Raw genomic sequence first — 20877 nt, forward strand, 5'->3', positions numbered from 1 at the left:
GGGAGCTTCGGCTCACAGTCGTATCCAGACGGTCTTCGGGTCGGTGTACTTCTCCAACGCGTGCAGCGACTTGTCCCGCCCGTGGCCGGACTGCTTCATCCCGCCGAAGGGCACGTTCAGGCCGCCCTCCTCGTAGCAGTTGACCCAGACCGTGCCCGCCCGCACCGCCCGGGAGATCCGGTGCGCGGCGGACAGGTTCGTGGTCCACACGCCCGCCGCGAGGCCGTACTCGGTGGCGTTCGCGAGTCGGATCGCCTCGTCCTCGGTGTCGAAGGTCAGTACCGCGAGCACCGGGCCGAAGACCTCCTCGCGCGCCAGCGCCATCTCCGGGGTCACCCGGTCGAACACCGTCGGCTCCAGGAAGTGGCCGAGCCGATCCACCCGTTCCCCGCCGGTGCGCAGCCGGGCGCCGGCCGCGTGCGCCCGGGCGATGTGCTCGCGCACCCGGGCCAGGTGCGCCGCGCTCACCAGCGCGCCCATCGTGGTGGCCGGGTCGAGCGGGTCGCCGATCCGCAGCGCGCGGGCCCGCTCGACCACCGCGTCGGTCACCCGGTCCGCGATCGAGGAGTGCACGAGCAACCGGGAGGGCGCGGTGCACATCTCGCCCTGGTTGAAGAACACGCCCCAAGCCGCACTCGCCGCCGCGGCGATCGGGTCGGCGTCGGGGAGCACGATGTTGGGCGACTTGCCGCCCAGTTCGAGCCAGACCCGCTTGAGGTTGGAGTCGGCCGCATAGCGCAGGAAGTGTCGGCCGACCGCGGTCGAGCCGGTGAACGCGAGCACGTCGACGTCCGGATGCAGGCCGAGCGCGCGCCCCGTGGTGGGGCCCTCGCCGGCGACCACGTTGAACACGCCCGGCGGCAGACCGGACTCGGCGCCGAGCCGGCCCAGTCGCAGTGCGGACAGCGGCGACTGCTCGGCCGGTTTGAGGACCACGGTGCAACCGGCCGCGAGCGCCGGGGCGACCTTCCAGGCGGCCATGGTGAGCGGGAAGTTCCACGGGACGACCGCGGCGACGACGCCCACCGGCTCGCGGGTGACCAGCGCGAGCGCGTCCGCGGCGGTCTGCGGTGCCTCGTCGATCAACTTGTCGGCGACCTCGCCGTACCAGCGGAAGCACGCGGCGACCGCGCGCAGTTCGATGTCGTACGCCTCGGTGACCGGCTTGCCCATCTCCAGGGCGATGGTCAGCGCGAGTTCCTCGCGGTGCGCCTCGATCGTGTCCGCGAACCGGATCAGCGCGCGACCGCGTTCGGCGGGGGCGAGTCGGGGCCAGGCCCCGGTGTCGAAGGCGCGGCGGGCGGCGGCCACGGCCAGGTCCACCTCGCGTGGTCCGGCCCGGGCGGGCTCGGCGAGCGGTGTCCCGTCGCGCGGTGCGATCACGGTGAACGTGTCGCCGTCGCCGGCGTGGTCCGCGCCGTCGATGTGATGCACGGTCACCGGACGCAGCTTCGCCGCCCGGTCCAGCCAGTCCTGATGGGAGAGCCGCGCCATGGTGCCCGCTTTCGCCGACGAGATTGTTTGGGGGCAAACGATACAACGGAAGTCGGCCGTCGGGAATGCGGAGCGGGTGTGGGGGCGGCCCTTGGCCCGCCTCGGCGCCCCGGTCGTCCCGATGCCCCTTGACCGTCCCGATCGTGGCTCGCTAAATTGTTTGGGGTCAAACGACTTGGAGGCTTTTCCATGACCGAGGTCACCGTTGCGGGCGTCACCGTCGACACCCGGCACTGGATCGGTGGCGAGCGCGTCGGGTCCGCGGACACCTTCACCGACATCTCGCCCATCGACGGCAGCACCCTCGGCGAGATCGCCCGGGGCCGCCGCGCCGAGGCGGACGCGGCGGTTGCCGCCGCGCGGGCCGCGTTCCCCGCCTGGGCCGCCACAGCGCCCGCCGAGCGGGCCCGCCTCCTGCACGCCGTCGCCGACGGGGTCGAGGCCCGGCTCGCCGACCTGGCGATCGTGGAGACCACCGACAACGGCGCGCTGCTGCGCTCGCACCTGCGCGGGGTGATGCCGCGAGTCGCCCACAACTTCCGCTTCTTCGCGGACTGGCTCACCGAACACCTGGGCCACGACGACTTCGACACCCGGGGCCACGGCAACCACGTCTCGTGGGACGCCGCCGGGCCGTGCGTGCTGATCACGCCGTGGAACGCACCGCTGATGCTGGCCACCTGGAAGGTCGCCCCGGCGCTCGCGGCCGGCAACACGGTCGTGCTCAAGGCCGCCGAATGGACGCCGTTGACCGCGTCGTTGCTCGCCGACATCACCGCCGAGGCGGGCCTGCCGGCCGGCGTGTTCAACGTGGTCCAGGGCTACGGCGACGAGGTCGGCGCCGCACTGACCGCCCACCCGGACGTCCGCCGGATCAGCTTCACCGGATCGGTGCCCACCGCCCGCCGGATCGGCGCCTCGGCCGCCGCCAACCTGACCCCGGTCAGCCTCGAACTCGGCGGCAAATCACCGCTGTTGGTCTTCGCGGACGCCGACCTGGAGTTGGCCGTCGAGCTCGCGGTCGAGCAGTACGACAACGCCGGTCAGGTCTGCCTGGCCGCGACCCGGCTGCTCGTGGACGCCTCGATCGCCGACGAGTTCACCGCCCGCTTCCTGGCCCGGGCGGGCACCCTGGTCCAGGGCGACCCGCGCGAGACGGCCACCGACGTGGGCCCCAACATCCACGCCGACCACGTGGAGCGGGTGGACGGCTTCGTGCGCCGCGCCCTCGACGCCGGTGCCAAGGCGCTGCTCGGCGGCGGGCGCAACACCGACCTGGGCGGCCGGTACTACCGCCCCACACTGCTCACCGACGTCGCGCAGGACAGCGAGATCGTCCAGGAGGAGGTCTTCGGCCCGGTCCTGACGCTGCAGACCTTCGGCACCGAGGCGGAGGCGATCGAACTCGCCAACGACACCCGATTCGGGCTGGCCGCGACCCTGGTGACGGGGGATCGGGAACGGGCCCGGCGGGTCGGCGGGCAACTCGTGGCCGGCACCTTGTGGGTCAACTGCTTCTTCGTCCGCGACCTGCGCGCGCCGTTCGGCGGTTCGCGGGAGTCCGGCATCGGCCGCGAGGGCGGCTCGTGGAGCTTCGACTTCTACTGCGACCTCAAGAACACCGTGACCGCGCCGAACGGATGGCACTGACCATGGGCGAGATCGTCGGCGCCGGCATCCTGGCCCATTCGCCCACCATCATGCTGCCGCGCGAGGTCCGGCACGAACTCAACGAGGGCAAGGAGATCAGCCTGGTCCCGGCGCTGGCCCGACTGCGCGCCGAGGTGTTCGAACGGCTCGACTACGACACCGTGGTGGTCTTCGACTCGCACTGGGCGACCACCGTCGAGTACGTGATCGCCGCGCAGCCGCACCGCAGTGGGCTGTACACCTCCGAGGAACTGCCGCGCGGAATGCGGCAGATCCCCTACGACTTCCCCGGCGATCCGGAACTTGCCCGGGCCACCGCGAACTTCGCGCAGCGACACGGCACCTGGATCACCCCGATCGAGGATCCGTACCTGCCGATCCACTACGCCACCGTCAACCTGTGGCACCACCTCGGCGTGCCCGGCAAACGCTGGCTGGGCATCGGCTGTTGCCAGACCGCGGACGTCGAGGACAACCTGCGGCTGGGCCGCGCACTCGCCGACGGCATCGCGGCCACCGACCGCAGGGTGCTGCTGGTGGCGTCCGGCGCCTTCTCGCACACCTTCTGGAACCTGCGCGAACTGCGCGCCCACGAAGCGTCCGACCCGGCGCACGTGCGCACCCCGCAGGCCCGCGCCGCCGACGAACAGCGGATCGCCTGGATGCAACGCGGCGATCACGCGAGCGTGCTCGCCGGCATGCCGGACTTCCTGCGGTACAAGCCCGAGGCGCGTTTCGGGCACTACCTGATGATGCTCGGCGCGCTCGGCGAGGAACGGTGCACCGCACCCGGCCGGCTGCTGGGCGACTACGAGAACGCCACCGGCACCGGTCAGGCCCACGTCTGGTTCGACCGACCCGCCGGCGGCTGGACCGCCTCCGATGCCCGAACCACCACCAGCCAAGGACACCTCGCATGAGCAGCAGCACCGAGTATCGCCGCATCCTGCTCGACGGCACGACCGTCGAAGTCGTGCGCAGCGGAGCCGAGTTGATCGCCGCCGACGGCAGACGCACCAGCGTCGCCGAGGCCCGGCACCTGCCGCCGGTGCAACCCGGCAAGATCATCGCGGTACATCTCAACCACCGCAGCCGGGTCGACGAGTTCGGCACCACGCTGCCGCCCGCGCCGACCTACTTCCACAAACCCACCTCGTCGCTCAACGCGCACGGCGGTGCGATCGTGCGCCCGGCGGGCTGCAAGTACCTCAACTACGAGGGCGAGATCGCCATCGTGATCGGCCGCACCTGCCGCAACATCGCCCCGGCCGACGCGGGCGCCTTCATCCGCGGCTACACCGTGGCCAACGACTACGGCCTGCACGACTTCCGGGACACCGACGCGGGTTCGATGCTCCGGGTCAAGGGCTCGGACACGCTGTGCCCGCTGGGCCCCGGCTTGGTCGAGGGCTGGGACTTCCGCGGCAAGACGCTGCGCACCTACGTCAACGGCCTGGTGGTGCAGGAGGGTTCGACCGACGAGATGGAATGGGACATGCACTACCTCGTCGCCGACATCGCCCGCACGATCACGTTGGACCCGGGCGACGTGCTGCTCTCCGGCACGCCCGCGGGCTCGCGTCCGGTGCGGCCGGGCGATGTGGTCGAGGTCGAGGTCGAGGGACTGGGTCGACTCGCCAACCACATCGTGGAGGGCCCGACCCCGATCCGCGCCGACTGCGGCGCGCAGCCCACCGAGTCCGAGGAGGTGCGCTCCACCGCACTGGGCGGCGACTGGGAGTTGCGCGGCGTCCGGGCACCGCGGCGCTGACCGTCCTCGCCGCCACTTCCTTCCCCACTCCAGTCACCTCACCGATCGGAAAGGACCACCACCCATGAAGGTCGTCGTCGACATGGACCGGTGCCAGGACCACGGACAGTGCGTGTTCTCGGCTCCCGAGGTCTTTCGGATCGACTCCGCCGGCCGGCTGGAATTCGTCGCCGACCCGGACGACGCGCTGCGCGAGTCGGTCGAGGAGGCCGCCGACGTGTGCCCGCTCCAGGCCATCACGATCGAGGACTGAACCATGACCGCTCCCCGAGTCGTCGTGGTGGGCGCGTCGATGGGCGGCCTGCGGGCCGCCGAACAACTGCGCGCGGCGGGCTGGCACGGCGCCCTCACCGTGATCGGCGACGAGCCGCACATGCCGTACAACCGGCCGCCGTTGTCCAAGGACGCCCTCGCGGGCGGACTCGCGCACGCCGAGGTCGCCTTCCGGCTGCGGGCGAGTTGTGCGGACGTGGACTGGCGGCTGGGCCGCCGGGCCGTCGGCGTGGACCTGGGGCGGCGGCGGATCCGGCTCGCTGACGGCGAGTCGTTGTCCTACGCGGGCCTGGTGGTGGCCACCGGCCTGCGTCCGCGCCGGCTGACCTGCCCGGGACCGCGCACGGGGCGACACGTCGTGCGCACCCTCGACGACGCCCGACACCTGCGCGCCGCACTGGGCCCGGGCCGCCGGGTGGTGGTCGTGGGCGCCGGCTTCATCGGCTGCGAAGTGGCCGCGACCGCGCGGTCGCTCGGCGCCGAGGTGACCGTGGTGGCGCCCGAACCGGAACCCATGCACCGCCCGCTCGGCGCCGACCTCGGCGCGGCGCTGCGCCGGCGGCATCTCGCCCGCGGCGTGCGCTTCGAACTCGGGCGCACCGTGCGGCACACGACCGGCGAGCGACACGTGCGCGGCGTGGTGCTGGACGACGGCCGGGAACTGCCCGCCGACGCCGTGGTCGAGGCGATCGGCTCGATCCCGAACACCGAATGGCTGGCCGGCAACGGCCTCGACCTCACCGACGGGGTGCGCTGCGACGCCCTGCTGCGGGTCGAGTCGCGCCCGGACGTGGTCGCGGTGGGCGACGTGGCCCGGTTCGCCAATCCGCGCTACGACGACGTACCGCGCCGGGTCGAACACTGGAGCATCCCCACCGACAGCGCCAAACACGCGGCCCGCACGCTCGCCGCCCACCTGGCCGGCACGGACTGCGCGTCGACACCGTTCGCGCCGCTGCCCACCTTCTGGTCGGACCAGTACGACCAGCGCCTCCAGTCGTACGGTGCGCCCGGGCTGGGCGGCGCGGACATCCGCCTGCTCGAAGGCGACTGGGACGGCGACTGCGCGGTCGGCTACCACCGCGCCGGCGCACTGGTGGGCGTGGTGGCGCTGGGTGGGCGGGCGATCGCCCTGGCCGCGAAGTACCGCCGGGAGCTGGTCGCCTGACCGCCCCCGGCGGGCTCAGCCGCCGGTGAGCGGCTCCACCTCGGGCGTGGCCTGCGGGCGTGGCTCGACCGCCGCGCCCTCGGCCCGCGCGGGCGGGTGGGCGTCGTCCGGGCCGGTCCAGCGGATCCGGCCGGCGCACACCGACACCAGCATCGCCGACCCGGCCACCGCGCCCATGCCCCACACCAGGCTGCTGCCGCTCGCGATGAAGCCGATCACCGCCGGCCCGGCGAGCAGGCCGGTGGTGCCCATCGCGGCGACCAGGGCCAGCGCGTCCGAACCCGCCCGGGCCGCCGCGACGTAGACGCACGGCGTCACGGCGGCGATGCCCAACCCGACACACGCGAAGCCGATCAGCGCCGGCACCACGCCGCCCACCAGCAACGCGACCGCCAGCCCGACGCCGGCCAACGCGCTGCCGACCCGGACGATCCGGCCGTCGCCCCACCGACTGCGCCACCCGTCGGCGAAGACCCGGGCCAGTACCATCATCACCGAGACCACCGCGATGCCCAGCGGCGCGACCTCCGAGGCCGCGTGCGCGACATCCTTCATGTACAGGGCCGACCAGTCGTTCATCGCCCCCTCGGTGACCGTGCCGAACGCCATCGCGGCGCCCATCCAGACGGTGACCAGGGACGGCAGGGCCCACCCGCGCCGGCCCGGCCGCGTGGACTGCTCGGCCTCGGCGGGCTCGGCCGCCGCTCGATCGGCCGGCAGCAGGGCAGGCCGGGCGTAGGCCAGGAGCAGCAGCAACAACCCGGCGGCGACCGCGAAGTGCGCGGCCAGGTTCGAGGTCAGCGCGTTCATCCCGGAGGCGAGCAACGCGGCGCACAACGAACCGGCGCTGAACGTGGCGTGCAGTTGCGACATCGCGGTGCGCCGGTACCGGACCTCCAGCGCGGCGCCCTGCGCGTTCATCGCCACGTTGAGACAGCCGACCGCGACCCCGTCGCAGCAGATGATCACCAGCGCGACCGGGTAGTTCGGTGCGCCGGCCAAGGCGAGCAGCAGCAGGCCGAGGGCCAGGGCGGAGGACAGCGCCAACCGGCGTGATCCCAGCCGTTCGGTCAGCACCGCGACGAGCGGGAAGGAGGCCGCCGCGCCCGCGCCGCAGGCCATCAGCAACAGGCCCACCTCGGCCTCGCTCAGGCCCAGTTCCGCCTTGATCGCGGGCAACCGCGAGGCCCAGGTGGCGTATTGCAGCCCGAGAAAACAAAACAGTGCCGCGATCGCCAGTTGTGCCCGGCGAAAATCGTCGCGAACGCGAAACATGTGCATCGGCCTACTTCGCCTTCCGGGGATACACCGGTTCGGATCTGCGCACCGGCGTGGACATATACACCGCGCCCGCGCCGTAGCCCGACGCGAGCGCCACCTCGGGTACGGCGTCGAACGCGTTCGCCGACCAGAAGCCCTCGCTGCCGCCGACGGCGATCAGCGAGATGCGTTCGTACTTCTTCGCCCGGGCCGTCGCGGTCAGCCGGTGCAGGAGTTCACGGGCCAGGCCGTTGCCCCGCACGTGCCGGGCGACGACCAGGTCGTGCAGGTGCAGATTGCGCGAGTGGTGCACGACCTGCTCCGGCCGGGACAGGTCCGGATAGCGGAACATCGGGTAGGGCAGCGCCAGCAGGTAGCCCGCCGGTCGTTGCTCGTAGTGCAATACGAAGCAGGTGGCCGGCGAGGAACGGGCCCGGGATCGCAACGCGTCCCGTCCCTCGGACAACGCGCCGGCGGAATAGGTGGCCGCCTCCAGCGCGACGATGGCGTCCCAGTCGCCCTCGGCGATGCGCCGGATGTGCACGTCATGTCCCATCCACACCACCCCCCTCCGGCCATACGTCGAGGTCGGACGAGGGATCCCACGCCGGGTCGGGCCCGCCGCCGACCCAGGTGTAGGGAAGCGGGGCGAATCCGTTGAACCCCCGGGTCGTGTAACTGGTGACGTAGGCGCCGCAGGAGACGATCCACACCGGATCCCCCGAGGCGACTCCCCGGGGCACCGGCACCAGGTCCTCCTCGTACGGGTAGGTGTCGTCGCTGTCGCAGGTCGGTCCGGCGACGACGGCCGGCACGTACTCCGTGTCGGGGTGCGTGGGGAAGACCAGCCGATACTGCAATTCGTCCATCTCGTACAGGCCGTTGAACTTGCCGCAGCTCAGGTAGAGCCAGAACTCGCGTTCACCGTCGAGTTGTTCGCGGGCCGACAAGCGGGAGACCCGGGCCCGGATGGCGCCGTTGTCGGCGACGAACCAGCGGCCCGGCTCCATCAGGAAGTCCAGCGGCGATGCGGAGAGTTCGCGGAGTCGTTGGATGCCCTCGCGGATCACCACGAAGATCTTGTCCAGCGGCGGATCCAGCGGCCGGCCGTGCCGGTCCAGGTAGCCCAGGGCGGGCAACCCCCCGCCGAGGTTGATGTGGTCCGGGGCCGTCCCGCGCCGATGCAGCTCCGCGAGCACGTCCGCCAGTCGGTCGAAGGCGTCCTGCCAGGCCCCGGCGGTCATCTGTTGCGAGCCGACGTGGACGGACAGGCCGGCCGGAGCCAGCCCCAGCGCCCGGGCCTCCTCCAGGATCAGCACGGCATCGGTTCCCGAGCAGCCGAACTTGCGGCTCAGGCCCCACAGCGCACCCTCGCCACCGGTGGCCAGCCGGCAGAACACCCGGGCGCCCGGGGCGTGCTGCGCGACGGCGCGCACGTCCTCGATGCTGTCGGTGGCGAAATCCCGGATCCCGAGCCGGTATGCGTCCCGGATGTCCCGGTCCGACTTGATGGTGTTGCCGTAGTGGATGCGGTCGATCGGTACGCCGGTGGCGATCGCCTGCTCGATCTCGCGCGGACTCGCCGCGTCGAAGCCGGCGCCCTTGCGGGCCAGGCAGGAGAGCACCTCGTCGACGGGGCATGCCTTCATCGCGAATCTGACCGAGATGTCGGGCAACTCGGCGAGCAGCGTCTCGTATCGCTCCTCGATGCCGGTGAGATCGAAGACGATGCGATCGTCGGTGGAAGCCGTCAGGGCGGTATGCATACGTGCGTTTACGTGCATGATGGGTCCGGGTCCCACTATCCGTGCGGTTCGTGGACGCTCGTGGCCTTGCTTGCGTGGATCAGTGCCGCCCACGCCTCGATCAGCAGCGCGAAGTCTTCGATGTCCGCCCGGGCCTCGTCGAGCAGTCGCGGGCCGAGGGCGGACAGCGTGTCGGCGAACTCGGCGTATCTGCCGCCCAGGCTGCGGTAGGAGCGGTCGAGACTGTGCAACCGGCGTACGTTCTCGGCCCGATCGCATCGGGCGCTGTCCCGGGCGAGTGCGGCGACGGCGGCGGGCCGCAGGCGTTGTTCGGCGTCGAGCAGCGCACCGCCGGCCGTCGCCATTTCGGCGTAGACGGCGTTGAAGTAGAGCATCGACAGGAAGAACTTGGTCAGCCGCAGGTGATAGGCGGCGAAGCCCGCGTCGGTGCGCCGTTCCTCGGTGTGGAAGTTGACGATGTTGCGGTTGTGCAGCACACCCGGCAACTCGGCGTCGTGCACCAGGTGCATGAGGAAGTAGTCGCTGCCGATGGTGTCGGTCGCAGGCGGCAGCGGTACCCGCTCGTACACCTCGTGGCGGAAGGCGATGTTGCACATGTCCAGCCGCATCGGGTCGACGATGGTCAGGGTCGAGTGGTCCCGGACGAAGGGGTCGGTGCCCGCTCCGGTGAAGGATTCCTCGACCAGTCGCCGCTTTTGTTCGGCCGACCATTCGGGCGGGGCCCACAGGCTGACGATGTCGAAATAGGCCGCCGGGTCCAGGCGTTGGATCTCCCCGATGTCCACGGACATTTCGCCGACGAAGGAACTGCCGGCCAGCATCACGGGTTTGTCGGCGTGGACCGGATCCAGGACGGTCTCGCTCACGCCGGACGCCGCGTCCCGGGCGCGTTTTCCCAGCGAGGTCAGCTCGGGCCGGATGGGGAAGATCGGTTCGCCGTCCAGCGTCTGATAGCTGCTGTCCGAATCCCGGCGGTGCATCGATGCGCACCCGAGTGCGGCGGCGATCAGGAAGGCACGATTGGTGCAGGCGCCGTAGGAAACGGCGGCGGGCAACATCAGGTCGAGATACCGGTCCGGCGGGTCGATACCGGCGCGGTCGAGGACCCTGCGCAGGAAGTCCCGCTGGGCGGCCTCGTCGAGATGGTGCACGATCACGTGCGGCGACGCGGGCAGCGCGTCGACGGTCTTGGCGTGGATCGCGAACGTGGCCCGTTCGCAGGAGTCGAGGATCAGCAGGTGCACCTCGACGTCGAAGTGCCGCGCCGCGTAGGCGGCTTCCTCGCCGATGGCGGATATCGTGGCGGTGCAGGCGCGGTTCGTGGGCAGGGTCAGGCAGATTTTGTGCATGCCGGCTCTCCGGTGAACTGTTCGGTGTCGTGCCCGTTCCAGGATTCGAGCCCCAGGAGTTTCCTGCCGAGGTCGTTCAGCGTGGCGGTGCCGTAGCGCAGCGATTCGTGCCTGGTGGCATCGCCGACGAGGGTCTTGTTCCAGTCCGGTGTGCTCAGCCGACGCCAGGACTCGATCCGGGATCGGCGTTGTTCGTGGTGGGATTCCAGCGCCGGCATCATGGACAGGTACTGGACCGCGCGGACGCCGTTCGCCGAGCCGTTGCGGGCCACCCCGTGGGCGAGCAGGCCGTTCCAGATCAGCAGATCGCCGGCTTGGAGTTCCGGTCGGATCACCGGGAATTCGGTGCGGTCGACGGCGGGCCGGATGGCATCCCGATTCGCGGGTTGACCGGCCTTCCACTCGCCGAACCGGCGGAACAGCTCGGGTGAGCACTGGAATCCGCCGTGCTCCGGCCGGGTCGCGTCGAGCGCGATGATGCCCTGGACCCGTTGCGGCGGCACTTCGAGGGTGGTGTCCACGTCCCAGTGCAACTCGATGTCGAATCCCTGGTCCGTGGGTGCGATGTGCGCCCGATCGCGGTCCCGGATGTTGGGCGGGTTCAGGTTGAGGCGATCCAGGGTCACCCACAACTGTTCGCAGTCCCAGACGTCGACGAACGCGTCGTAGACGCGTTGTGTCTGGCGGCTGTCCCAGATGAGCTGATGGTGGTACGCCTCGACGAATCCGTAGATGTGCAGTTCCCGGTCGAGATCGGAGCGGAACTCCCGATTGTCGGAGTACCAACCCTGCGGCTGTTGCGGATCCAGTCCTTGGAAGTCCCAGGCGAATTCGAGCAGGCGGGCCGCGGCGGCGGCCGGGATGGCCTCGCGCACCACGATGTACCCGTAGGTCTGCCAGAAGTCGAAGTCCTCCTCGGACAACACGCGAAGAGGTCTGGACTTCTTGAGATCACGCAGTGGTGTCGGGGCCAGATACGTCTCGCCGTCCGCACTGAAGTAGGGGATGTCGGAGGCTGCTCGATACGGATAGGGGTCGGGCGTCGGCATGGGTTCACTCCAAGGCTCGAATTTTCCGTGGCTGAGCGCACATCGACCGCACTCTCGGCGGTTGATCGATCGGGTGTCGGAGGTGGGGTTCGGGCGCCGCGACCGATGTCGGGAACGGTCTCGATGTGGTCGCCGGCGAAGTCGCCGTGGTCGTCCGGGATCGGCCGGTCGAGCCGGTGGCATGGCGAAGCAGCCTTCCGGAAAAGGCGGTTCGCATACGCGGCGGGTGTTGGGGAGATGCCCTGGGGCTGCCGTCCCGGCCGGCGGCGTCGTGCCGCGGACCGATCAGGGACGGTCGCCGGTGCATCCTCGGCGGAGCGCCGCGCCGCACGCCGGCGCGGTTGCGCCGACGGTGGACGGTGGCGTCGCGTGAGGTTGTCCGGGATCTGCGGAGGCTCGTCTGTACAGCGGTGGCTGTGATGGCTCGCAGACGCCCGTGGGCGACCGATGGCGGCGAGTGGACCCTTCGTCGACCCCGGGTCTCCCGACCCACGGCGCAGCTTTGCGAAGGGCCGAACGGGTCCCGACGGCAGGCGGACTCGGTCGGCGAGTGCGCTACCGCACCGGGTCGGTCAGGCGGCGGAGGTTGTGGTTCTTCGTGATGACATGGCTGGGTTTGCCACCTTCTCGTACGCGGTGCCCGCACGGGTCGTGGAGTGCTCGTGACGGATCCGCGGTGCGGGCCGGCCGGTCCGCTCGATCAGCCGACGGCCATGCCGGAACACACCTCTCCGATCCCCGTTCCACTAGGTTGGTCTAGACCAACTTTCAGTGTCAACCCCCGCGTTGATCCTTTTTGCAACCGCCCGTGGGCGCACGGTGACGGATTCGGCGGTTGTGTCGGGGCGCCCGAAGAGCCGACGCGGAAGACGGGATGGTAGGGCAACTTGTTTACGGGGATGGCGAGTTCGTGCTGAACCCTGGATGAACACGGCGGCTTCCGGAGTGTCCCGACCACGGACGCCCACCGGGGGCTTTCGGGCGCCGCTGCCGCGTGCCGCTCAGATCTCGGCCACGTCCGCCAGGAACGCGTCCACCAGCGCCGCGGCCCGCTCCCGAGCCCCCGGCTCCACCCGCCGCAACGCCTCGACGTCCAGGCCGAGGTCGCGGACCTGGGCGTCGCCGCCACCGGCCGGCCACGCGGCCACGATCCCCGGGGTGACCTCGGGATGGAACTGCACACCGAGCGAGCGACCCACGACGTACGCCTGCGGCCCGGCCGCGGACCGGGCGATCGCCCGCCCACCCGGCGGGACGACGAATCGGTCGAAGTGCCACTGATACCAGGGGCCCGTCGGGATCGGCGTCGGCTCGTCCGACTCGACCGTGTGCCACCCCAGTTCGAACGCCGGTGCCCGCTCCACGCGCCCACCGAGCGCCGCGGCCGGCGCCTGCGCACCGAAGCAGATCCCCAGGACGGGTACGTCCGCCCGGACCGCCTCGGCCGGCAACGCGAGTTCCCCGCCGATCCAGCTCCCTATCGTCGCGCTGTCATAGACCGACCACGGCGCCCCGAGCGACACCACCACGTCGAAATCGCCGGCACTCGGAAAGTCGAACCGCACATCGGGCGCGTGAAATCGCTCCTCGGGCACCACCGTCACCTCGTGCAACGCGAACCCGCGCTCGACCAGCCACGCTCCGACATACCCGGCATGCGACTGATGCTCACGGCGAATGATCAGGGCGCGCACCAAGGGCCTCCGAAGATAATTTGACCCCAAACGATAAGCCGATCCGCCGCCGAACCACAAGGTCGGGTGTCGACCGTGTATCCGGAACCTCTGCACGATGACGATGGGTTGCGTCACAATGACTGACCGGTCGCCTGCTCGAACGGAGTCGGGGCGGGTGGCGGGAAAATGCCGAAACACGGGAGTGGTGTGGCAGGGTCGACCGAGCATGCGACAACCGCCGGCGAAGACGCGACCGCCGCCGGGGTCGTCGATGGACCCGGGTGGAGTCGCCCGGGTCTGGACATCGCCGCAGGCCGGTTCCCGCTCTCGGTGGAACGGCACGTGATGCACATGGTCGGCGAACTGGTGCCGGGCGTGACCACGGGAACGCCGCACGCGCGCTACTACGCACTGCACGGGCTGGTCGCGGAGCACGCCGACGCGAAGGGGCTGACCGTCGAGGCCGCCCAAACGCTGCTGCGCCGTGCGGAAGTGGCGCTGGCCGCCGTGTCGTTCGCGCATCATCCGCAGGGCCTGGAGTGGCTCCCGCGTGCCCATGGCGTCGACGCCATGGCCCGACGGTTACAGAGCGGGACGGTCACCATGGCCGAGGCGGAAGTCCCCGGCAAGGACGGCTACGTGCGCAACGCGTGGGGATTCTGGGGACCATACGCCGGATCCGAGACCGCGCTGGGTATTCTCGCCCCCGGTCCGATGCCGGTGCCCGGAGCACTGCTCGACCGGACGGCGGTGCGTCACGGATTGGGTGAGGTGCTCGAACTCGCCGCCGAGGACGAGCTGCATGTGGACGAACTCGGCGCATTCGGCGAACGGTTGTGCGTGTGCGCCGACGGGGACCGTCCCGACGGGGCGTGGTTGGCGAAGCTGATGTGCGGCCCGGGCGGATCGACCGACGGGGGTGCCCGCTCGCGGACGCGGCGAGAGACGATTCGACTGTTGGCCCGGGTGGTCGCCACCCACCACGTCACCTCGTTCACCCGGGACGTCGGTCCGGTCCTCGCCTTCGGCGACTTCCTGACCCGTGATGTCGTGACCCGCGAGATGAACGTCGCCGCCGCCTGGCGTGGGGTGGTGTTGCGGAACTACTCGGTCGGTGCGTGGCGCCGCCTGTGGTCCTGGTTGGTCGAACAGGTGGACGGATTGTTGCCCGTCGAGGAACTGGCCGATCGTTTCGCGGCCGAGTTGCCCGACATCGCGCTGACCGCCTTCCTGTCCGACCTCCCGGCGACGCAGAGCACGACGGGGGTGTCGTTGGCCGCCGAGCACGATCTGCGGTCGGCGGATGATCCGTTGCCCCTGGCCGAGTTGCGCGTCCTCGCCGCCGGCGCTCGCCGGGTGGACGAACTCGCCGGCCCGGCCCGGGAGGCGTTTCTCGGCCGGCGCGGCGTCGAACTCGGCCCGGAGTGGGTGCAGTGGCGACTCGACGAGGCCCGGCCCGGGGGATTGCGCGATCTCGCCCGTCGACTCACCCACGATCTGGTGGCGCGCTCGCAACGCATCGCCTTGGCCAAAGCCCGCCCGCGTACCGACGGTTCGCTGTGGTTGCCGACCCGACTGCACGAGCGCGACGGCCTGTTGTACCGGACCAGCCAGGAGGGGCGCGGCGACGTCGGTCTGCGACTGGACCAACTCGGCACCGTGCTCGCCACTTGCGGCGTACTGCGCTACCGAGACGAGCGCTGGTCGGTGACCGGACGCGGAAAGGTGCTCGTTGGCTGAGACCGCGCCGGAGCCGGGAGTGCCGGCGCCGGGCACGTTCGCCTCGCCGTTGACCCTCATCCTCGACGAGGCGCGCAACGGCGGAGCCGGGATGGAAGAGGCACTCTTCCTCGGCTTCACCACCGACCTCGGCTTCTTCGAGGAGATCGTCCTCGGCGCCACCCAGGCCACCGGAGCACGTGTCACGGTCGTCGGCGACGTCACCATGGCACGCAACGATCCCAGATCGGTACGGCTGGCCGGCCGCAGCTACCTCGCCGGGCTGGCCTACGCCGACGGTGCGGCGTTCCACCCCAAGTTGATGGTCCTGGCCGGTCCGGAGCGCGCCACCATCGCCCTCGGCTCCGGCAACACCACCCTGGCCGGCTGGCAGGGCAACGCCGAACTGTGGACCGTACTGCGGGTGGACGGCGAACAAAGCCCCGTCGCACTACCGGACCTGGTGGCATGGCTGCGCGACCTCCCGGAAACGGTGCGGTTCTCCGCCGGGGTGCCGCAGGCACTGGGTCGGGTCGCCGCCCTGCTGGACCGGCTCCACCACGATCGGACCCCGACCGCATCGCAGGTCCGGGTCGTCGGCAACCTGCGCTCGCCCATCATCGACCGGCTGCCGCACGGACCGGTCGACGAGTTGGCCGTGTTCGCGCCCTTCCACGACCGGCGCTCGTCGGCTTTGCGACGATTGTTGCAACGTTTGCGTCCGGGCCGGTTCACCCTCGCCTACCAGCCGGGACTCAGCGATCTGGACGGCCCGTCGGTCGCCGCCCTGGTGCAGGAGTACGACGGCCGAGTCGTCGCGGACCACGACGAGCGGTACCGGCACGGGAAGCTCGTCGAGTGGGTGTCCGGGGGCCGACGGTGGACGCTGACCGGCAGCCCGAACATCTCCTCGGCGGCTTTGCTGCTCGCCCGGGACAGCGGCGGCAACTGCGAACTGGGCATCATCACTCCCGTCTCCGCCACGCTCCTGCCGCCCGGTACCGCCGAGCCCGTCGCCCGACTGCGTACGGTCGTTCCGCCGACCCGCACGCCCGCCCGGGGCGGGCCGTTGTTGCTCGGCGCCATCCGCGTGCCGGACGGCCTGGAGATCAGTACCGCCCGGCCCCTCCCCGACATCGCCCACCTGGAGTTGTCCCCGGCGATCGCCCCGCCGGAGACGTGGGAGCGGATCGCCGACATACCGGCCGGCGAGGTCGCGTGGACCGTGACGGCCTCGGCGGACGCGGGCAGCCGGGTGCGTCTGGTCGTTGTCGACGCCGACGGCGTGCCGACCTTCGGCAACCTCGTGTTCGTGGTCGACCCCGACCGCGCACTGCGCCGGGTCGCGCCGTCCGGGTTCCAGGCCCCCACGACCCGGCCGCCGGACCTGTTCGCGGACTTTCGACTGGCCGAACGTTTCCTGAGCGACCTGGAAGCCCTCCGCGCCGGGCTGCCCTCGGCGGTCGGGGGCGCCTCCGTCGGCAACGCCGGGGGTGCTTCGGGCACGAGGGCAACCCCGGGCGCCGACGCGGGTGGTTGGGAGCGCTATCTGGACGAGTGCGCCGGGCGAGTCGGGCGGCCGCTGGTGCTCTTCGCGCTCGGGCTTCCGGTGGCTCCCGGCCCGAGTGCGCCCGTCCAGGACCTGCTGCCGGTGTCCTGGGACGAGCGCGAGGAGGTCGAGTCGGCTTTTGACGAGGACGATGCCGAGGCGGCCGGGATCGGCGGCGACGCTCCCGCCCTGCCCGACCTTCGGGAGAGCGATCCGGCGGTGCGCCGGCGCTATCGGCGCTGGGTGGAACGTCTCGTTGCCCTCGCCCCCGGTCTGAATCCGCCCGAACGCATGCTCGTCGTGCGGCTGACCCTGTGGACCGCGGCGGCCGGCGCCTGGCCGCAGGCACGCACGGACGAGTGGCTGCCGCTGCTCTCCCGGGCCGTCTGCGCCCTGGATCACCCGGATCACCCGGACCACTCGGGACACCCGGACCACCCGGATCTTCGGGATCTTCCGGAGCGCGTGCAGTCCCAGGTCGGCAGCCTCGCGGCGGTCGCCCTCGCGGTGCTTCGCAGCCACGCCCCGCGCTACGAAATCACCCCGGAGACCCTCGCCTTCAACGCGGCGGCCACGGCGGCCGGCCGGCTGCTGCCCGCAGCGGATCCCGTCTACATCGCGGAGTACACGTCGCTGCTCGGCGCGGCCTTCGGTCCGGCCGTCGGCCCGGCGGCGGTGCTCGATGTCGCGGCCGACGTGACGCGGAGCGACCCGCTCGCCGACGCCGTGCGGACCCTTGCCGAGCGGGGCCGCGAAGTACACCGCCACGCTCCGTGGTTGCTCCACGTCGAAGGCCGCTTCGGCAACCCCGCACTGGTGGCGCTCGAAGCAGTCGGCGCGGCCGAGGAGGCATCCCTGGTCGGTGCCTGGGCCGGCTCGGGGTCGAACGGCGAACCCTGGGCGCTGGTCGTCTGGCGCCGCCCCGATCTCATTGTCGTCGACGCCCCTCGGTCGAACCCGCTCTGGCGGCACTTCCGACTCGCCGGACTGGTCGGCCCCCGGGCCCTCGCCGCACAGCGGAGCTTCGAATCGGCCCCCTCCGTGTCGCACGGCCCCCGGAACAAGCCCTTCGACCTGGCTTGCCGACTCCTGGGCGAGATGGACCTGGTCGACCCCCGGCCGCCGCGCTGCCGGTCGTAGCCCGGCCGATTCCCGGCGTGCCCGGAACCCGCCCATGGACGTTCGAAGAATCGTCGTGAGGTCTTGTGGTCGGCCGGGGCGATCTTTATCGTTTGGGGTCAAATAATATCGGGTGTGGTGTCCCCGGTGTGTTGTCGCTACGCAAGGAGACCCGGATGCCCGTCTGCGCCGATCTTGTCCTGACCAACGGTCGCGTACTCACCGTGGACGCCGCGTTCACCGTCGCCGAGGCGTTCGCGGTGCATGCCGGCCGGATCGTCGCGGTCGGCTCGGACGCCGAGATCCGGCCACTGATCGGCCCGGGGACCGAGGTGATCGACCTGGCCGGCCGGACCGCGTTGCCGGGGATCAACGACTCGCATCTGCACGCATGCGCCTTCGGGGCGACCCGCCCGCCGCTCGCCGTCGACGTGTCGTACCCCGCCGTCGAGTCGATCGCCGACATCGCCGCCGCCGTCGCCCGGCACGCCGAGACGCTGCCGCCGGACGCCTGGGTGATCGGCAACGGCTGGGACGTCGGTTACCTGGCCGAGTGCCGATCGACGTCGTCGGCCGGGGCCGACGCGCGCCTGCCGCATCGCCGGGACCTGGACGCGGTGGTCACGGATCGGCCCGTCCTGCTCTACGAGTTCAGTGGGCACACCGCGTGGTTGAACAGCCATGCCCTGCGGGCCGCCGGGATCGACCGGGATACGGTCGCCCCACCCGGCGGCATCATCGAGGTCGACGCCGCCGGCGAGCCCTCCGGCCTGCTTCGCGAAGGCGCGCAGAACCTGGTCAACGCGGCCGTACCGCCGATGACTCGGGCCGACCGCGAACGGGCGGTGCGCGCGGCGGTGGCCATCTGCCACGCCGAGGGCATCACCAGCTTCACCGAACCCGGCCTGGGCCCGGGCGGTGGCTCGTTGTTCCTCGGCGCGGCCGGCGCGGACACCCTGGCGGTCTACGCGGACCTGGCCCGCTCGGGCGAACTCGCGGCCCGGGTGAACGTGTTGTTGCTGCCGCTGGCCATGGGCGAGGCCGCCGACGTGTTGCCCGAACGACTGGCCGCGCCGCTCCCGGACGGCATCGCCGACCTCGATCCGCGCCTGTTGCGAATCCTGGGCGTCAAGGTCTTCGCGGACGGCATCCCGCCGAGCCGCACCGCGTGGATGCGGGAGGAGTACGTCGGCGGCGGCAACGGCTGCCTGTGCATGCACGGCGACTCGGACGTCCTGCGGGTGGACGAACTGCGCACCATCGTCCGGCACGCGCATGCCGCCGGACACCAGATCGGCGTACACGTCACCGGCGACCGGGCGATCGACGCGCTGGTCGAGGCGTTCGAGGAGGCCGCGGCGGCGTGCCCGCGCGAGGACGAACGGCACTACGTCATCCACGGCGACTTCTGCACACCGCGCAGCCTGCGCACGCTCGCCGAACACGGCTGGGGCGTGAACATGAACCCGGCGATCAAGTGGACCATCGCCGACCTGATGGACGACGTGGTCGGCCCCGAGCGCTCCGCCTACCAGTGGCCGGTGCGCAGCGCCGTGCAGGCGGGCATCGCGGTGACGGCGAGTTCGGACGCGCCGATCACGTATCCCGATTGGCGCCGCGGGGTGTCCGCGATGATGCTGCGCGAGTCCAAGGCCACCGGCCGGCCCAGCGGCCCGGAGCAGTGCGTGGACCTGGCCACGGCGGTGCGCGCGTACACGATCAACGCCGCGCGCCAGGACTTCGCCGAGGACTGGAAGGGCTCGCTGGAGGTGGGCAAGGTCGCCGACGTGTGCGTCCTGGACGGCGACCTGACCACCGCCGACCCGCACGAGATCGCCGACCTGTCGGTCGCGTTGACCATCTTCGACGGCCGGATCGTGTACACGACCGAATAGCCCTGCCCTGCCCACCGACGGCACCACCCACCGCGCCGCAAGGCCCCTGGCGGGGCCCGAGCCGCTGCCTGCGGCGACCGGCGGCGGTCGGCCTGCCCCACCGGTCCCCCATCCCACCGAAAGGACCCGCACGCCCGCTCCACGCCCGTGGGTTCGCTGTGCCGGGAGATCGTCCGTCGGGTCGCCGGCACGTGAGGCCGATCCCGGATGCCGGTCCCCGATCCCGATCGAGACCGGGGACCGGCATCCCACCCCACCGGCACCGCACCCCACCGCGCCCCACCGCACCGGCATCGGTTCGCGGCGGGACCGCGCTGCCGGAGTGATGGCCTCTGACGCACCATCAGTCATGGCATCCGGGATTCGTGCATCCCGCATCGATTTTCGAGCCGTCGAATCGTGTACCGACGGCCTTCCATGATCCTTAAAATTTCTTTTTCGGGCGGCCGGCGGGCCGAGGTGAACGGAATCGATCCGACTGCGCCTCGATCTGTCGTATTTTGCGCGTGTTCTTTTCTTTGCATCGACGGAAGCGATGAAAATCGAGCAGTCATCAAAATCAAAAACGAATGATCTATGACCCGAAATCCCGGGTCGTTTGTTCTCCGTCGTGAACCGTCGTACGCTCCATTCAAGAGGTCATCCTAAAGCTCCGAACGGCCAATTGATCATTCACCTGTTCGGTCCCTCGTCACCGTCGCCTGTCTTTCGGCGCTTTGCCGCATCCATTGCGGTGCTCCGGCTGTCCGAGATATGTGCTGTCGAGGAGGAAAGTCCTATGCGTAAGGCCGGGACCGGGCCCCAGGACCCGAATGAGGAGCGGTGGCGGGCGATGCACGCCTTCACCGCCGTCGAGTTCGTCTCCGCCATGTGTGAGCACGCCGCTTCGCTCGACCACTACGGCGTATCGGCCGAGATCGCCTGGTCGGCCGGCTGGGTGCTCGTGATGGTCGCGATTCTGTACTCCCTGCGCGCGACGCCGCGCGACTGACCAGGTGATCGATTCGTGGGGTGGGGGGGGGCGGGGGGGCCCCCCCCCCCCCCCACCCCGGGGGCCCCCCCCCCCCCCCGCCGCAAAAACACGTTAACGCGGAGAAAGTGGGCCCCCAACGCCAAGGGGGAGAAAAAAACCAACAAGA

Annotated in this window: 16 protein-coding genes; 9 read left to right on the forward strand and 7 right to left on the reverse strand. The window is 71.0% G+C overall.

Annotation, left to right across the window (positions count from 1 at the left end; all coding sequences use genetic code 11):
• Positions 1-12 precede the first annotated feature (12 nt).
• A complete protein-coding gene (locus ABZ374_RS36265) occupies positions 13-1494 on the reverse strand; it encodes an aldehyde dehydrogenase (protein WP_360319548.1) in 1482 nt (493 codons plus the stop codon).
• Between the two features lie 189 nt (positions 1495-1683).
• Here ABZ374_RS36265 and ABZ374_RS36270 point away from each other — a divergent pair, with 189 nt between their 5' ends.
• The 5 genes from ABZ374_RS36270 (at position 1684) to ABZ374_RS36290 (ending at position 6356) form a co-directional block, all read left to right on the forward strand.
• A complete protein-coding gene (locus tag ABZ374_RS36270) occupies positions 1684-3144 on the forward strand; it encodes an aldehyde dehydrogenase (protein WP_360319550.1) in 1461 nt (486 codons plus the stop codon).
• 2 nt (positions 3145-3146) lie between these two features.
• A complete protein-coding gene (locus tag ABZ374_RS36275) occupies positions 3147-4064 on the forward strand; it encodes a catechol 1,2-dioxygenase (protein ID WP_360319552.1) in 918 nt (305 codons plus the stop codon).
• A complete protein-coding gene (locus tag ABZ374_RS36280; RefSeq protein WP_360319554.1) occupies positions 4061-4915 on the forward strand; it encodes a fumarylacetoacetate hydrolase family protein in 855 nt (284 codons plus the stop codon). Before ABZ374_RS36275 ends, ABZ374_RS36280 begins: the two co-directional genes overlap by 4 nt.
• A gap of 64 nt (positions 4916-4979) precedes the next feature.
• On the forward strand, positions 4980-5168 hold the full coding sequence (locus tag ABZ374_RS36285) for a ferredoxin (RefSeq protein WP_360319556.1): 189 nt from the start codon (positions 4980-4982) through the stop codon (positions 5166-5168).
• Between the two features lie 3 nt (positions 5169-5171).
• On the forward strand, positions 5172-6356 hold the full coding sequence (locus ABZ374_RS36290) for an FAD-dependent oxidoreductase (protein WP_360319558.1): 1185 nt from the start codon (positions 5172-5174) through the stop codon (positions 6354-6356).
• Between the two features lie 15 nt (positions 6357-6371).
• Here ABZ374_RS36290 and ABZ374_RS36295 read toward each other — a convergent pair whose 3' ends face one another.
• The 6 genes from ABZ374_RS36295 to ABZ374_RS36320 form a co-directional block, all read right to left on the reverse strand.
• Positions 6372-7631 carry an MFS transporter gene (locus tag ABZ374_RS36295; protein WP_360319560.1) on the reverse strand — a complete coding sequence of 420 codons (1260 nt, stop codon included), beginning with the start codon at positions 7629-7631 and terminating at the stop codon, positions 6372-6374.
• A 10-nt stretch (positions 7632-7641) separates the two neighbouring features.
• Positions 7642-8172, reverse strand: coding sequence for a GNAT family N-acetyltransferase (locus tag ABZ374_RS36300; protein ID WP_360319562.1), 531 nt, complete (start codon positions 8170-8172; stop codon positions 7642-7644).
• Positions 8162-9382 (reverse strand): type III PLP-dependent enzyme, encoded by a 1221-nt coding sequence (locus ABZ374_RS36305; protein WP_360319564.1) that lies wholly within the window; start codon positions 9380-9382, stop codon positions 8162-8164. Before ABZ374_RS36305 ends, ABZ374_RS36300 begins: the two co-directional genes overlap by 11 nt.
• A gap of 35 nt (positions 9383-9417) precedes the next feature.
• Positions 9418-10731, reverse strand: coding sequence for a DUF6271 family protein (locus ABZ374_RS36310; RefSeq protein WP_360319566.1), 1314 nt, complete (start codon positions 10729-10731; stop codon positions 9418-9420).
• Positions 10713-11780 carry a phytanoyl-CoA dioxygenase family protein gene (locus ABZ374_RS36315; RefSeq protein ID WP_360319568.1) on the reverse strand — a complete coding sequence of 356 codons (1068 nt, stop codon included), beginning with the start codon at positions 11778-11780 and terminating at the stop codon, positions 10713-10715. The genes ABZ374_RS36310 and ABZ374_RS36315 overlap by 19 nt, the downstream gene beginning before the upstream one ends.
• Before the next feature lie 1001 nt (positions 11781-12781).
• On the reverse strand, positions 12782-13474 hold the full coding sequence (locus ABZ374_RS36320; protein WP_360319570.1) for a gamma-glutamyl-gamma-aminobutyrate hydrolase family protein: 693 nt from the start codon (positions 13472-13474) through the stop codon (positions 12782-12784).
• A 189-nt stretch (positions 13475-13663) separates the two neighbouring features.
• Between ABZ374_RS36320 and ABZ374_RS36325 the strand changes: the two genes are divergently transcribed.
• The 4 genes from ABZ374_RS36325 to ABZ374_RS36340 all read left to right on the forward strand — a co-directional run bounded on the left by ABZ374_RS36325 (position 13664) and on the right by ABZ374_RS36340 (position 20729).
• Positions 13664-15196, forward strand: a complete 1533-nt coding sequence (locus tag ABZ374_RS36325) for a hypothetical protein (protein WP_360319572.1) — start codon at positions 13664-13666, stop codon at positions 15194-15196.
• Positions 15189-17864: a hypothetical protein gene (locus ABZ374_RS36330; protein WP_360319574.1), complete on the forward strand. Its 2676-nt coding sequence runs from the start codon at positions 15189-15191 to the stop codon at positions 17862-17864. The genes ABZ374_RS36325 and ABZ374_RS36330 overlap by 8 nt, the downstream gene beginning before the upstream one ends.
• Before the next feature lie 155 nt (positions 17865-18019).
• Positions 18020-19738 (forward strand): amidohydrolase, encoded by a 1719-nt coding sequence (locus ABZ374_RS36335; protein ID WP_360319576.1) that lies wholly within the window; start codon positions 18020-18022, stop codon positions 19736-19738.
• Between the two features lie 778 nt (positions 19739-20516).
• Complete coding sequence (locus ABZ374_RS36340; RefSeq protein ID WP_360319578.1) at positions 20517-20729, forward strand: hypothetical protein; 213 nt, start codon at positions 20517-20519, stop codon at positions 20727-20729.
• Positions 20730-20877: the final 148 nt, after the last annotated feature.

Origin of the sequence: Embleya sp. NPDC005971, assembly GCF_040629175.1 — a bacterium.
Taxonomy (GTDB): Bacteria; Actinomycetota; Actinomycetes; order Streptomycetales; family Streptomycetaceae; genus Embleya.

What these genes read in the sequence shown, in the direction of transcription:
- ABZ374_RS36280 (WP_360319554.1), top strand. Translation starts at nt 4,061, where the DNA reads ATGAGCAGCAGCACCGAGTATCGCCGCATCCTGCTCGACGGCACGACC.
- ABZ374_RS36315 (WP_360319568.1), bottom strand. Translation starts at nt 11,780, where the DNA reads ATGCCGACGCCCGACCCCTATCCGTATCGAGCAGCCTCCGACATCCCC.
- ABZ374_RS36340 (WP_360319578.1), top strand. Translation starts at nt 20,517, where the DNA reads ATGCGTAAGGCCGGGACCGGGCCCCAGGACCCGAATGAGGAGCGGTGG.
- ABZ374_RS36305 (WP_360319564.1), bottom strand. Translation starts at nt 9,382, where the DNA reads ATGCATACCGCCCTGACGGCTTCCACCGACGATCGCATCGTCTTCGAT.
- ABZ374_RS36335 (WP_360319576.1), top strand. Translation starts at nt 18,020, where the DNA reads ATGCCCGTCTGCGCCGATCTTGTCCTGACCAACGGTCGCGTACTCACC.
- ABZ374_RS36295 (WP_360319560.1), bottom strand. Translation starts at nt 7,631, where the DNA reads ATGTTTCGCGTTCGCGACGATTTTCGCCGGGCACAACTGGCGATCGCG.
- ABZ374_RS36265 (WP_360319548.1), bottom strand. Translation starts at nt 1,494, where the DNA reads ATGGCGCGGCTCTCCCATCAGGACTGGCTGGACCGGGCGGCGAAGCTG.
- ABZ374_RS36275 (WP_360319552.1), top strand. Translation starts at nt 3,147, where the DNA reads ATGGGCGAGATCGTCGGCGCCGGCATCCTGGCCCATTCGCCCACCATC.
- ABZ374_RS36300 (WP_360319562.1), bottom strand. Translation starts at nt 8,172, where the DNA reads ATGGGACATGACGTGCACATCCGGCGCATCGCCGAGGGCGACTGGGAC.
- ABZ374_RS36285 (WP_360319556.1), top strand. Translation starts at nt 4,980, where the DNA reads ATGAAGGTCGTCGTCGACATGGACCGGTGCCAGGACCACGGACAGTGC.
- ABZ374_RS36270 (WP_360319550.1), top strand. Translation starts at nt 1,684, where the DNA reads ATGACCGAGGTCACCGTTGCGGGCGTCACCGTCGACACCCGGCACTGG.
- ABZ374_RS36310 (WP_360319566.1), bottom strand. Translation starts at nt 10,731, where the DNA reads ATGCACAAAATCTGCCTGACCCTGCCCACGAACCGCGCCTGCACCGCC.
- ABZ374_RS36290 (WP_360319558.1), top strand. Translation starts at nt 5,172, where the DNA reads ATGACCGCTCCCCGAGTCGTCGTGGTGGGCGCGTCGATGGGCGGCCTG.